At 30.7% G+C, this 14,342-nt stretch carries 11 protein-coding genes; all 11 read right to left on the reverse strand.

Features of this window, described 5'->3' with window-relative positions; genetic code table 11:
* Positions 1-170: 170 nt before the first annotated feature.
* Positions 171-2,720, reverse strand: a complete 2,550-nt coding sequence (locus tag L1S47_RS05515; protein WP_238882462.1) for a cation-translocating P-type ATPase — start codon at positions 2,718-2,720, stop codon at positions 171-173.
* Between the two features lie 244 nt (positions 2,721-2,964).
* The gene (gene gpmI, locus L1S47_RS05520; RefSeq protein ID WP_238882463.1) at positions 2,965-4,500 is read right to left on the reverse strand and encodes a 2,3-bisphosphoglycerate-independent phosphoglycerate mutase; all 1,536 of its coding nucleotides are present in this window, start codon (positions 4,498-4,500) and stop codon (positions 2,965-2,967) included.
* Positions 4,501-4,650: 150 nt separating this feature from the next.
* Entirely contained in the window at positions 4,651-5,397 is a 747-nt protein-coding gene (gene tpiA / locus L1S47_RS05525) for a triose-phosphate isomerase (RefSeq protein ID WP_238882464.1), read from the reverse strand.
* An 87-nt stretch (positions 5,398-5,484) separates the two neighbouring features.
* Positions 5,485-6,663 (reverse strand): phosphoglycerate kinase, encoded by a 1,179-nt coding sequence (locus L1S47_RS05530; protein ID WP_238882465.1) that lies wholly within the window; start codon positions 6,661-6,663, stop codon positions 5,485-5,487.
* A gap of 116 nt (positions 6,664-6,779) precedes the next feature.
* Positions 6,780-7,784 (reverse strand): type I glyceraldehyde-3-phosphate dehydrogenase, encoded by a 1,005-nt coding sequence (gap, locus tag L1S47_RS05535; RefSeq protein ID WP_202767891.1) that lies wholly within the window; start codon positions 7,782-7,784, stop codon positions 6,780-6,782.
* Positions 7,785-7,873: 89 nt separating this feature from the next.
* Entirely contained in the window at positions 7,874-8,908 is a 1,035-nt protein-coding gene (locus L1S47_RS05540) for a sugar-binding transcriptional regulator (protein ID WP_202767892.1), read from the reverse strand.
* Positions 8,909-9,066: 158 nt separating this feature from the next.
* Complete coding sequence (gene rpoN / locus L1S47_RS05545) at positions 9,067-10,434, reverse strand: RNA polymerase factor sigma-54 (protein ID WP_238882509.1); 1,368 nt, start codon at positions 10,432-10,434, stop codon at positions 9,067-9,069.
* 258 nt (positions 10,435-10,692) lie between these two features.
* Positions 10,693-11,721: a BMP family protein gene (locus L1S47_RS05550; protein WP_238882466.1), complete on the reverse strand. Its 1,029-nt coding sequence runs from the start codon at positions 11,719-11,721 to the stop codon at positions 10,693-10,695.
* A gap of 310 nt (positions 11,722-12,031) precedes the next feature.
* Positions 12,032-12,874, reverse strand: coding sequence for a DegV family protein (locus L1S47_RS05555; protein WP_238882467.1), 843 nt, complete (start codon positions 12,872-12,874; stop codon positions 12,032-12,034).
* A 13-nt stretch (positions 12,875-12,887) separates the two neighbouring features.
* Positions 12,888-13,349, reverse strand: a complete 462-nt coding sequence (locus L1S47_RS05560) for a tRNA (cytidine(34)-2'-O)-methyltransferase (RefSeq protein ID WP_202767895.1) — start codon at positions 13,347-13,349, stop codon at positions 12,888-12,890.
* 153 nt (positions 13,350-13,502) lie between these two features.
* Positions 13,503-14,342: a Cof-type HAD-IIB family hydrolase gene (locus L1S47_RS05565; protein ID WP_238882468.1), complete on the reverse strand. Its 840-nt coding sequence runs from the start codon at positions 14,340-14,342 to the stop codon at positions 13,503-13,505.

Below are 14,342 nucleotides of genomic sequence, written 5' to 3' on the forward strand. Positions count from 1 at the left end.
TATTATCCATAAAAATTACTTTATACCATAATATGCATTCAAGTAAATTTTGCTATAACCGAGTAAATATTTTCTGGGAAATAATTTATATATTTTATTTTTATAATTATAGAGTATAGATTTAAGTTTTCTATACTCTATAATTCACGTTTAATATTCATGATATTTTATCATTGCTTAAATTCTGATGCATTAAATCTAATATCTGTTTTCTTATTATTACCTATTATTTTTATTACTTCCCACCATATTGATGATATTACACCTATGACTATAGCTAATAATAACATCTCAATTTCTAAACCCGAAGTTCTAAAAATTTCATTTAAAAATGGTATATACACTATTAAAAATATCATTATTAGTGCAAGACTATTAATAAGCAATCTTGCTTTACTTTGTTTTTCTTTAAATATATTAAATATACATTGAGTATTAGATCTATTTACTAGAACTAATATAACATTAGATACAATTAGAACTACCAACGCAAAACTTCTAGCATAATCTACATCAACCCCTAAATCCACCATGTAATGAAATGGAATAAAAGCTGCAGCAAACATTGATATGCCTTGCAATATAACTTTAAAAGTTAACATTTTAGTTAGTAATGGCTCTTTGGGATCCCTTGGTGGCTTATCCATTATATTAGGTTCAGCCTCTTCCCCTTCAAAAATTATTGAACAAGTTGGATCAATTATAAGTTCCAGTAAAACAATGTGTACAGGTAATAAAATCTGTGGAAGATTAAATAAAGGTGAAAATAATGACAAACATATTATTGGTATATGGATAACCATAATATATACCATAGCTTTTCTGATATTATCAAATATCCTTCTTCCATCTTTTACAGAACTCACTATTGTTGTAAAATTGTCATCCATTAGTACCATATGAGCTGCCTCTTTTGCTACCTCCGTCCCTCTTTTTCCCATTGCTATACCTATGTCTGCAACCTTTAATGCAGGCGCATCATTAACCCCATCTCCAGTCATAGCCACTATTTCTCCTGATGCTTTCAATGCCTTAACAATTCTCATTTTATGACCTGGAATAACTCGAGAAAATATATCGCAATTAGTTACTTCTTTGCATAACTCCACATCACTCATATTATCTATCTCATTTCCAGTAATTGCTCTATCCTTAAATTGAAGTCCTATTTCATTTCCTATGGCCATAGCTGTTTTATTATAATCACCTGTTATCATTACAACTCTTATTCCAGCTTGCTTACATAGTTTAATTGCTTCTTTTACTCCTTCCTTCGGAGGATCTTGAAGTCCAATTAATCCTCTAAAGTTCAGCTCATACTTTTCAATATCTTCGTATAACTCCTCAGTGTCACAGTCACATATTGTAATAACCCTCAATCCCTTACTTGCCATGAAATCAACTTCTTTTAGGATTCTTTGTTTTTCTACTTCATCCATTTTGCATAGATGAAGCAATGCTTCATGGGAACCTTTTACTGCTACATAAAATCTATCATCTCTTCTATATATATTTGCCATTCTCTTGGCTTCTGAATTAAATGGAATATTTAATGCCAAATCAAAATTTTTAATGAAAGTATCTTTAATTCTTTCATTTGCAATTTTAATTATAGCCTTTTCCATTGGATCGTATGGATCCTTCTCACAAGCAAAAAGCATCAACCTGCTCAAATATTCATCCTTAAAATCATTAATATCAACATACTTTCCATCGAAAACACTTTTAACTTCCATATCATTTTTCGTGATTGTTCCAGTTTTATCAACTGCTAAAATGGTAGCTGAACCTAGAGTTTCAACTGCAGATATTTTTCTCATTAAAGCATTTTTTCGTGCTAAACGAAACGCTCCTAAGGAAAGAAATACTGTTAATACAACTGGAAATTCTTCTGGAATTATAGCCATTGCAAGAGTTATTCCTGCAAGTATACTTTTGATTATGTCATGGTTATAAAAATATGTCGCTATAATAAGTGCTATGCATAATATCAGCCCAACAATCGCCAAGTTCTTAACTAAGGTCTGTATCTTATTTTGCAATGGAGTAAGTTCTTCTTTTGTCTCACTTATAATTTTTGCTATCTTTCCATATTCAGTATTATAACCAGTTAACTCTACCTTTGCAGTGCATGTTCCAACCACTGAAAGAGTTCCAGCATATAATTTATTTTTCTTCCAATACTCTTCATTATCTTGCTCATATTTACTTATATTTTTAAATACTGGTTCAGCTTCTCCAGTAAGAATTGATTCATCTACAGAAAAGTTAGATACTTCTAAAATAGAACAGTCAGCCGGTATTCTATCCCCTTCGCTTAATATGACAATATCTCCTGGTACTAGTTCAAAACTTTTTATTATTACTTTTTTCCCATCTCTAATTACTTTAACATCTGGCGCTGTTAATTCCTTTAAAGCATTTAAAGTTTTCTCTGTCTTCCATTCTTGAATAAATGTTATAGATGCTACGAATCCTACGAAAATAAGCATTATCAATGCTTCTTTAATATCTCCTAGGATAAGATATATTGTCGCAGTCCCAAGTAAAAGTAAAAACATAGGTTCCTTAAAAACTCCAATAAACTTTTTTATTGGGCTTGCTTTTTCATTATTAGTAACTTCATTTAGCCCATATTTATTTCTTAACTCTAAGACCTCTTTTGAAGATAATCCTCTCATACAATCATCCTTCATCATATCACCCCATAAATTTTTCATTCTTACTTTAATATATGCTAGTCACCATGATTTGTTTCAATTGATAATGAATTAATTATAAATATACGCTTTCAAGCTGATTATGTCAATATATTACAAAGTATACTTATTTTCAATTGATAATAATAGTCTATAGTAAGAGTTAATATATTCCAATTAATAAACATTCCTTCTCCCTTAAAACTTATCTCAAAAATAAAAAAAAGCGAAGGCACGCCTTCACTTTTTTTATAAATGCAATTTACTACTTAATTAAACTATTTCCTGTCATTTCTGATGGCTTCTCTAAATCCATAACTTCAAGCATAGTTGGAGCTATATCTGAAAGTCTTCCGCCTTCTTTAAGTTCTCTTCCTTTAGCTTCATTACTAATCCAAAGGAATGGTACTGGATTTGTAGTATGAGCAGTAAATGGAGTTCCTGTTGAGAAATCAATCATAGTTTCAGCATTTCCATGGTCTGCAGTAATGAATACAGTACCATCCTTTTCTAAAACCTTAGACACTACTCTATCCAAACATGTATCTACAGTTTGAATTGCTTTTTCTGCTGCTTCAATAACTCCAGTATGACCTACCATATCAGGATTTGCATAGTTTAATATTATCATGTCATACTTATCTGAATCTAATCTATTTATAAGTTCATCAGTAACTTCGTAAGCACTCATTTCTGGTTTAAGATCATAAGTTGCAACCTTTGGTGAGTTTATAAGTGCTCTATCTTCATTTTCATATGGTTTTTCTACTCCACCATTGAAGAAGAATGTTACATGAGCATACTTTTCTGTTTCAGCGATTCTTAATTGATTTAATCCTTTGTTGCTTACATATTCACCTAAAGTATTATTAATTCCTTCTGCTCTATATGCAACTTCTACACCTTCTAATGTTTTATCATATTGAGTCATAGTTACATATGTAAGATTAAGAGTTTCTCTCTTAAATCCTTCAAATACTTTATCATTTATAGCTCTAGTAATTTCTCTAGCTCTATCAGGTCTAAAGTTAAAGAATATAACTGAATCACCATCTTTAATTGTTCCAGTTGCATGACCTTCTTCTAAAACAACAGTTGGTAATACGAATTCATCAGTTTTGTTATCATGGTATGAATTTTCCATAGCTTCTACTGCTGAATTTGCAGTTTCACCTTTACCATTAACCATAGCATCATAAGCTAATTGAACTCTTTCCCATCTATTATCTCTATCCATAGCATAGTATCTTCCACTTATTGTAGCTACTTTACCTATAGAATTTTCTTTCATATAATCTTCAATTTCTACAACGAAATCTTTTCCTGATGATGGTGCAACATCTCTACCATCCATAAACGCATGTAGATATACTTTTGTTAAACCGTTATCCTTAGCTAATTTTAATAGTCCTTTTAAATGGTCTATGTGAGAGTGAACTCCACCATCTGATAATAAACCTAATAAATGTAATGATGAATTATTATCTTTTGCATTTTTAACTGCTTTTAATAACGCTTCATTTTTAAAGAAATTACCTTCTTCAATTTCTTTAGTTATTCTTGTTAATTCTTGATATATTATTCTTCCTGCACCGATATTTAAATGTCCTACCTCTGAATTTCCCATTTGACCAGTTGGTAACCCTACATCTAATCCTGATGCTTGGATTTGAGTATGAGGATATTCACTGAATAATCTATCATAATTTGGTTTGTTTGCAGCTTCAACAGCATTTCCATCTGACTTTGGAGCTATTCCAAAACCATCTAATATCATTAATAAAACGGGTTTCTTTGCCATAATTACCTCCAAAATAATACTTATTATTATAAAAAGAAACAGTCTTCTCTTTATTTTACTAGTTAATTATATTCTACCGCTAATAAAAAAACAATAGCAACAAACACTCTTTTAGCGTTGCTTATTGCTATTGCATAAATTTAAAATGGATTAGTAATTTACTATTGCAGCAAAGTCAGTAGCAACTAAACTAGCTCCACCTACTAAAGCACCATCTATATCAGATTGAGCCATTTGTGCTTTTATTGTATTAGGTTTAACTGATCCACCATATTGTATTCTAACTTTATCAGCAACTTCTTTTCCGAACATTTCTGCAACAACATTTCTTATAGCCATTATTGTTTCATTTGCTTGTTCGTCTGTAGCAGTTTTTCCAGTTCCTATAGCCCAGATTGGTTCGTAAGCTATAACAACTTTTTCTGCTAAATCAGTTGATAAACCTTCTAAATCAGCTTTAATTTGAGCTCCAACAACTGCATTAGTAGTTCCATTTTCTCTTTGCTCTAAAGATTCTCCACAGCAAAGTATTGGAATTAAATTGTGAGCAAATGCAGCTTTTACTTTTTTATTTAAAGCTTCATCAGTTTCATTGAAATATTCTCTTCTTTCACTATGTCCTAAAACAACATAGCTAACTCCCATAGCTTCTAACATTCTTGGAGCAATTTCTCCTGTGAAAGCACCTTTTTCTTCAAAGTGCATGTTTTGTGCTGCAACTTTTATGTTTGAACCTTCTACTGCTTTTAATACAGCATCTAAACAAACAAAAGTAGGGCATACTACTACATCACAAGTAGCATCCTTTACTAATGGTTTTAATTCTTCTACAACTTTTACAGCTTCAGCTGGAGTGTAGTGCATTTTCCAGTTTCCTGCAATTATAGCTTTTCTCATTATTTTCACCTCATAAAAATTTGAATTAAGGTTTTTAGCTATATAATTTATATAAAGCTAAAAACCTTTAATGTATAATATTTAAAATTATTTATCGTTTAAAGCAACTATTCCTGGTAATTCTTTTCCTTCAAGGAATTCTAATGAAGCTCCACCGCCTGTAGAGATGTGAGTCATTTTATCACCAAATCCTAAGATATTAACAGCAGCAGCTGAGTCTCCTCCTCCGATTACTGTTGTTGCATCTGCATCTGCCATAGCTTTTGCAACTGCAATTGTTCCTTTGTTGAAGTTTTCGAATTCAAATACTCCCATTGGTCCATTCCAGATTACTGTCTTTGCATCTTTTACAGCTTCAGCATAAAGAGCATCTGTCTTTGGTCCTATATCTAATCCCATGTGTCCTTCTGGAATATTTTGATCTTCAGTAACAACAGCTTCAACATCTTTGAATTCTGTAGCAACTCTGTGGTCTACTGGTAATAAGAATTTAACTCCTTTTGCAGCAGCCTTTTCTATCATTTCTTTAGCATATTCAACTCTATCAGCTTCAACTAAAGAAGTTCCGATTTCATATCCTTGAGCTTTTAAGAATGTATACGCCATTCCTCCACCTATAATTAAAGTATCTACTTTTTCTAATAGGTTATTTATAACAGCTATTTTATCTGAAACCTTAGCTCCACCTAATATTGCAACGAATGGTCTTACTGGATTATTAACAGCTTCTCCTAAGAACTTTAATTCTTTTTGAATTAAATATCCACATACAGCTGTATCAACAAACTCAGTTACTCCAACTGTTGAACAGTGAGCTCTGTGAGCTGTTCCAAATGCATCATTTACAAAAACATCAGCTAATGAAGCTAATTCTTTTGAGAATGCTTCTTCATTTTTAGTTTCTTCTTTTCTGCATCTTGTATTTTCAAGTAATACAACATCACCGTCATTCATTTCTGCAACAGCTTTTTTAGCATTTTCTCCAACAACTTCTTCATCTCTTGCGAAAACAACTTCTTTTCCTAACATTTCAGTTAATTTTACAGCAACTGGTGCTAATGATTTTGAAGCATCTTTTCCTAAATGTGAGCAAAGTATAACCTTAGCTCCATTTTCAACTAAGTATTTTATTGTTGGAAGTGCTCCTGTTAATCTATTTATGTCAGTAATAACTCCATCTTTTAATGGAACATTAAAGTCACATCTAACTAATACTCTTTTACCTTTTACTTGGATATCTTCAACAGTCTTTTTATTGTAACTCATATTTTCACCTCATAATATAATATTTGTTAAAAAAGGCCTGGCCTTATAGACTTTTAACTACAAAACCAGACCTCTTATAATTGTCTACGTTCTAAATATTTAATCTATTACTTAAATTATTTTGCAAGTTTAGCAAAGTAAGATAAAGTTCTGATTAATTGAGATGTGTATGACATTTCGTTATCATACCATGAAGCAACTTTAACCATTTGGTTATCTCCAACTTGGATGATCTTAGTTTGAGTTGCATCAAATAATGAACCGTAGCTGATTCCGATTACGTCAGAAGAAACTATTTCATCTTCAGTGTATCCGAAAGATTCAGTAGCAGCAGCTTTCATAGCAGCATTTATTTCTTCAACAGTTGTAGTTTTTCCAAGAATAACTACTAATTCAGTTAATGAACCAGTTATAGTTGGAACTCTTTGAGCGCCTCCATCTAATTTTCCTTTTAATTCTGGAATAACTAATCCTATAGCTTTAGCAGCTCCAGTTGAGTTAGGAATGATGCTTGCAGCAGCAGCTCTAGCTCTTCTTAAGTCACCTTTAGCGTGAGGACCGTCTAATGTATTTTGGTCATTAGTGTAAGCATGAATTGTAGTCATTGAACCATATTTGATTTCAAATTTGTCATTTAAAACTTTAGCCATTGGAGCTAAGCAGTTAGTAGTACATGAAGCACCAGAAATAACTGTTTCAGTTCCATCTAATATATCATGGTTAACATTGAATACAACTGTCTTCATATCTCCAGTTGCAGGAGCTGATATAACAACTTTCTTTGCACCAGCTTGGATATGAGCTTCAGCTTTTTCTTTAGAAGTAAAGAATCCAGTACATTCTAATACTATGTCTACTCCTAATTCTTTCCATGGTAAGTCAGCAGGATTTCTTTGAGCAGTTATTTTAATTTCTTTTCCGTTTACAACGAAAGCGTCTTCCTTAACTGTTATTTCTCCATTGAATCTACCTTGAGCTGAATCATATTTGAATAAGTGTGCTAATGTTTTAGCATCAGTTAAATCGTTGATTGCAACAACCTCTAATTCTGAATGTTCCATCATCTTTCTTAATGCTAATCTACCTATTCTTCCAAATCCATTAATAGCTACTTTTGTCATTGAAAAAACCTCCTAAAAAGATATTTAATTATATAAAATATTCAAAAATATTTATATACACATTTAAGTTTGCTTAGTGAAAGTAATATTTATTCATTACTTTCAAAATATTTTATTATGTTTGTGGCAGCACCTTCATCAGTTACAAGTACTCCATATTCGTTTGTATTTTCTGTAGCTAAGATTGCTTCAACTTTATTTTTCCCACCAGCTACAGCAATATGAGTTCCTATTTTTTTAGCAACATCATAAGTAATTCCAATTGAGTTAGAAATAAAAACTACTTCTCCCTCTTTATTAAAATAACATCCAAAAGCTTCTCCTACTGCTTTTAAATCTCGTATTTCCTGCTTTTCAGCTTCAGTGAGACCTCTTTTTTCAGCCATTTCTTCTGCTATTCCTATTCCATATATAAGTACATTTGACTTATGAATACTATCAATAATTTCTTTTATTTCTCTTTCCTTTAAAAGTGTATCTAAAGCATTTCCACTTAAGTTATCTGGTACATGAAGCATCTTATAACTTCCATTTAGTTTATAAGCTAATTCTGCTGCTAAAGTACTAGCCTGAGTTTCTACTTTTTTACCCATACCGCCTCTAGCTGGAACTACCAATACATCATGGACATTCGACACCCTAGGGAAATTCTCTACCACCTCTTTAATGGTGCTTCCTCCTGTAATAGCAACTACATCTCTGCTTTTTATAATCTCTCTAGCGTAGTTTGCTGCTGCTTTACCTAACTCTTTAATAATAGAAGGGTCAGCTTCTATATCTCCAGGAACTACAATTACTTTTCTTAGTCCAAGAATTTCACGTAACTTTTGTTCTACGTCAGCCAAGCCTTTAATCTCATGAATAAAGTCCTTTAATTCTTCAACTACTTTTTCTCCCTGGGTGGTAACGCTCATTCCAGGAGTGCTTATTTGAATTAAATTTTGTGCTTTTAGAAAATTCACTTCTGTTCTTACTATTCTTTCGCTTAAGTTTAGCTTGTTTGCTAAAATCCTTCTTCCTATCGGTTGATAATAATATATGGTTCTCAAGATATTATATCTTTTTTCTAAGACATCAACTAACTCAGGAACAATATTTTTAAGCAATCTTAGAATATTCTGCAATGTCAACACTCCTTTGGTACACTAATGTCCCACTTGCAACTTTTACGTCCCACATCTATTATTATAAAACACTATAGTAATTTTTAAAAGACATTTTGTGAAATTTTTTCTAAAAAGTTATTATATTTACTTTACTTTTTCCTAATTTTAACTTAATATTAAAATCTTTTTCTCTTGCTTGAAGACTTTATTCCCATTTCTTCTCTATATTTTGCAACTGTTCTTCTTGATATGTTAAACCCATTATTATTAAGCTCATTGCAAATATTCTGATCAGATAAAGGCTTTTCTTTACTTTCAGAATCAACGAGCTTTTTGATTTCATTTTTAATCTTTATTGTGTTAATATCCTCTTCCCCATTATCTCCAGCAATTCCTGTTGTAAATAAGTCTTTTATTTTTATAGTTCCTCTATCTATTAATATAAATTTATCTCTAATAGCTCTACTTACAGTTGATTCATGAACATCAAGAGCTTCTGATATCTCTTTTAATGTCATAGGCTTAAGGTAATTTTCCCCTTTATCAAAATACTCTTTTTGCTTTTCTAATATCTTTTCTAAAACTCTATATAAAGTGCTTTTTCTTTGCTCAATACTTTTAATTAAAAACATTGCTCCACTTATCTTTTGTTTAACATAATCTTTTGCTAAGTTATCCTTTGATTCATTCAGTATTTCTTTATACATAGGATTTATAGAAAGCTTAGGTAAGACACCTTCATTCATTATGATAAAATATTCTCCATCAATTTTCCTTATTGTTGCATCAGGAATAATAAATTTCACTTCTTCACCAGTATAAAAACCTCTAGAAGGTTTAGGCTCTAATGTCTTTATTATATCCCCATATTCTTGTGCCTCTTTTGGGGTTACATTTAAAGCTTTAGCAATTTGTGCATATCTATTCTCTGCAATATCTTCTAAATGATCTTCAACAATTGTATAAAGTTTTTCATTTCCATATCCTCTCTTAGTAAGCTGGATTTCAAGACATTCTATGAGATTTCTAGCACCAATACCAGTAGGCTCTAAACTTTGCACAAGCTCCAATGCTTCCTCTCCAACTTCTTGAGAAATATTCAGTTCTTCCATAATATCTTCAAGTGATATATCTAAGTATCCCCTAGCATCTAAACTCTCAATTATATACTTGCATATTGTTCTTTGAAATTCATCAATTGATAACTCCATAATTTGTTCTAACAAAAAATCCTTTAGTGTTTTTTCTGTAGAAATAAAAGTAAATGGAGACACTTCATCTTGGTCATAACTTCCGAAACTTTGGTTTCCATAGTTATCAAACTCAAAATACTTTATCATCTCTTTATAGTCATACTTATCCTGCATCTTCACTTCTTCTAAATCCTTTTCATAATTTGCATCGATTACAGGATTTTCTGCATATTCTTTATTTATATATTCTAATAATTCATTTGATGACATTTGTAAGAGCTTAACGGATAATTGCATTTGCTGAGTCATTACAAGCTTCTGCTCTTGAGTTAATGTCATATTAAAATTCATATTCATGCCATCACCCTTATACTACATTTTATCTTTTATAGTTTAGTATCCTATTTACGTCTATTTTTAGTTTTTATTGTTAACTTAAAACCCTGTACTTATTGTAACTTTAAACCCTTCAAAAAACAATAAAGTATTAATATTTTATTTTATAGATTCTTTATAGGAAACTTAATTTATTCTTGTTTGAAAATGTCGTCTTCTGGACATTTTCAGGCTTGAATAAATTTTTAGTTCAACTTAAAAATCTAAAATAGATTAACCTTTAAACTCTCTTGCTTCATTAATACTCTTAGGAATCTTAATTATCTCAGTCATTATTTTATTTCTATAGCCTTCTACTTCATTTTTAATATTAGCAGGTATTATTTTAGGATTAGTAAATTCAAAATCAATTGCTAAATCTTTTATCCCCAAGGTTTTCATATTACTTACCCCGCTTTTAAAAGTCCCTGTAGCCAATTCTTTGCATGCATCATAAGTAACTTTGTCTATGTTTCTTATTAAGCTACCAAGGATTTGTGTGGAGTACTCAGGTAACTTTTTCCCCATGTTCACCCCTGTTGCAAAGACATATTTTTTTTCATCCTTTGCTGCCTTAAAAACACCTTCAGCTTCCTTGTCTAAGGTTTCAAATATAATATCACACCCTCTGTTATATAATTCTGTTGCATTATTATAAGCTTCATCTGTACTTAGTTCCTTTTGCCACATACGTGTATTTTGTCCATTTATTATTTTCTCTGCTGCAACTGGATTTGAGATTTTAAGTCCAGCTACTAAACCAGATAAATATTTATTTTCTTTTTCCTGATTGTTAAGTGAAATAAAGCCTACGCTATTAGTCTTAGTCAATCTCCCAGCTACCAAGCCTACTAAAAAAGCTCCTTCCTCATCTTTAAATTCAATAGACTTTACATTTTGATTATCACTTTTTCCATCAATTAGTGTAAAATACTTATCACTTAAATCTAGAGAAGCTCTATCTAAACTTTTCTTCATATTTGGTCCAACAGTCATAACTAATATACTGTCATTATATAATTTTTCTAGTTCTTTATAATCAATTTCATTTGGGTTATTTTCTTTCGCATTTATCTTTATATCAAATTCTTTGCTAGCTCTTATAAGACCATTATATGTACTTTCATTACGTCCATTATCCATAATTACGTCACTTCCAGCTAGAAAACTAACTTGATTATTATTGTTAAAAGGTTCCATATAGATGTCATTATACCCCAAAAGGTTTGTTGACAATAATAGAAAGAGTGCAATTCTTTTCATTTCTCTACCTCCTTTTAACATTAGTTTTTCCACTATTCTTATTGTAATTCAAGCTGTAAATCTTGCAAAAAAATACATATTATAATGAAGTATTATAATATAGGCATTATAAATAACTATTTAAATGTACTCCCACTATTTACCTATAACTTTTTATAGGTTTAATTGGATTCTAATGGGTTTTTTATAGGAAACTTGATTTATTCTTGTTTGATATCAGGCATGAATAAATTATTAGTTGAACTTAAAACCCTATACTTCCTAAAAACAAAAAAAACTTGGCTTGTCCAAGTTTTTTCAGCTATTACATTTATTTATTTTTAGGGATAAAGAAAATTCCTGCTGCACCTGGTCCAGCATGTATTCCTACAGTACATCCAACTTCTGCTTTAATATACTCAATATTATTTTCATCTAGGTATTCTTTCAATTTATTATATACTTCATCCCCTGATGAATTTAATAATAGTAAAGGTTCCTCTGTATCTATTTCAGCACTTATTAAATCATCAATAATTTTCTTAATTACTTTTTTAGTTCCTCTAATCTTTTCCTTTACTACCATTTCTCCATTATTAACTTCTAATATAAGACGTATTCCCAAAACACTTCCAATCACACCTGCTGTTTTTGACAATCTACCGCCTTTTACTAAATGTTCTAATGATTCAAATGCCAATGAACTTTTAATTACTAGTTTCATTTTTTCTATTTCATCAACTATTTTTTCAATCTCTAATCCATCTTCTATAAGATTAGCTGCTTTAAGCACTAATAGCCCTAACCCTGATGTAACATTTTGTGAATCAATAACATATATATCATCACTTTCTAACATCTCTTTTGCTATACATGCAGATTGATAAGTTCCACTCATTTTTGATGATAGGTGAATAGATATAATCTTATATCCTTCACTTAAATATTTCTTATAACAATCATAAAATCTTTGTGGCGTTACTTGAGCTGTTGTTGGGAATATAGGCCCTTCCTTTACCCTTTGAAACAAGGTAGTTGTATCTATCTCAACTCCGTCTAAATAACTTTCTTCCCCAAAATTAATAAGCAGAGGCAATGACTCTATTTTTCTTTCTTCTAATATATCTTTAGACAAATCTGCTGTAGAATCCGTTATTATTTTAATTTTTTCCATTAATAACTCTCCTTTACTTCATATTGGGGAAATTCAATTGTCTCAATGCTTCATATGCTACAATTGCAACAGTATTTGATAAGTTTAAACTTCTAGTAGATGTATTTATCATCGGAATTCTCATTCCGTGTACTTTATTATGAACTTCTTCTGGCACACCAGAAGTTTCTCTTCCAAACATGATAAAGTCTCCTTCTTGAAACTTTATTTCATCATAGTATTCTTGTGCGTGAGTTGTTGATAAGAAAATCCTTGATGTTCCGTATTTATCCATAAAGGCATCAAAACTTTCGTGAATCTCTAAATCAAGATCCTTCCAATAATCTAATCCAGCCCTTCTTACACTTTTTTCGTCTATGGAGAACCCAAGTGGTTTTATTAAATGCAATTTAGCGTTTGTTAAAACACAAGTCCTAGCAATATTTCCAGTGTTTTGTGGAATCTCAGGCTGGTACAATACTATATTAATATTCAAACTTTTTCCCTCCATTTATGCTGATAATACTTTCACTATTATTTAGGTCAATCCTTACTAATAGATATAATAAGACTTTTAAATTTTTATATTTGTAAATAAAATACTAGAAATAATATTACACCATAACTAACTTATAGTCAAAATTCAATTTTATATTTTTTCCTCTAAGATAAACTTTCTAATAGCATATCCAACACCACTATTATCATTACTAGTGGTTACAAAATCCGCTTTTTCTTTAATACTAGCTGATGCATTGCCCATTGCTACTCCTAGACCTGCATACTCAATCATGGAAATATCATTTTCATTGTCTCCAACGCATATAACTTCTTCTCTTTTTATTCCTAAATGTTCACTTAGAATTTTTACTCCGTTACCTTTTGAAACTTTCGCTGCATTAATTTCAATGTTAAGTGGATATGAGCTAGTCACTTCTATCTCAGGAATTTTTCTTAATTCCTCTTTAGCTCTATTTATCTTTTTTAAGTTAAAACTAAATGTTATACATTTTAGTATTTCTTCTTCCTTTTCATTAAGTAACCTTTTCCACGCATCAATACCAGCAATGCTTTTTAGAGAAATTTTATAGTCTACTGGAATTCCTCTTGCAGAAAATAAATATCCCAGCAATTTTTGTAGTATACTTCCACTGTATATAGCATTACGAGTATGAAAATGAGGTGTAAGCTTATATTTTTTAAGTATATTAAGTATTTTTAGTGAAGTATCATATCCTATGACTCCTTTAAATATTTCTCCTCCATCCTTATCTATTATTATAGCTCCGTTGGCTGCAATAATAGGTGCCTTTAAATCGATATAATCTGCATAAAAAGCAGCATTATTATATATTCTTCCTGTTGAAATTGCTACTACAACACCTTTTTCTTTAGCTTTTTTTATACTTTCTTTATTTTCATTACTTATCTTTTTTCTACTATTTAGCAATGTTCCATCCATATCTATGCATATAAGTTTATATTTCAT

Source organism: Clostridium sp. YIM B02551, assembly GCF_022324735.1.
Classification (GTDB): Bacteria; Bacillota; Clostridia; order Clostridiales; family Clostridiaceae; genus Clostridium_T; species Clostridium_T paridis.

What these genes read in the sequence shown, in the direction of transcription:
- L1S47_RS05515 (WP_238882462.1), bottom strand. Translation starts at nt 2,720, where the DNA reads ATGAAAAATTTATGGGGTGATATGATGAAGGATGATTGTATGAGAGGA.
- gpmI (WP_238882463.1), bottom strand. Translation starts at nt 4,500, where the DNA reads ATGGCAAAGAAACCCGTTTTATTAATGATATTAGATGGTTTTGGAATA.
- tpiA (WP_238882464.1), bottom strand. Translation starts at nt 5,397, where the DNA reads ATGAGAAAAGCTATAATTGCAGGAAACTGGAAAATGCACTACACTCCA.
- L1S47_RS05530 (WP_238882465.1), bottom strand. Translation starts at nt 6,663, where the DNA reads ATGAGTTACAATAAAAAGACTGTTGAAGATATCCAAGTAAAAGGTAAA.
- gap (WP_202767891.1), bottom strand. Translation starts at nt 7,784, where the DNA reads ATGACAAAAGTAGCTATTAATGGATTTGGAAGAATAGGTAGATTAGCA.
- rpoN (WP_238882509.1), bottom strand. Translation starts at nt 10,434, where the DNA reads ATGAATTTTAATATGACATTAACTCAAGAGCAGAAGCTTGTAATGACT.
- L1S47_RS05550 (WP_238882466.1), bottom strand. Translation starts at nt 11,721, where the DNA reads ATGAAAAGAATTGCACTCTTTCTATTATTGTCAACAAACCTTTTGGGG.
- L1S47_RS05555 (WP_238882467.1), bottom strand. Translation starts at nt 12,874, where the DNA reads ATGGAAAAAATTAAAATAATAACGGATTCTACAGCAGATTTGTCTAAA.
- L1S47_RS05565 (WP_238882468.1), bottom strand. Translation starts at nt 14,342, where the DNA reads ATGAAATATAAACTTATATGCATAGATATGGATGGAACATTGCTAAAT.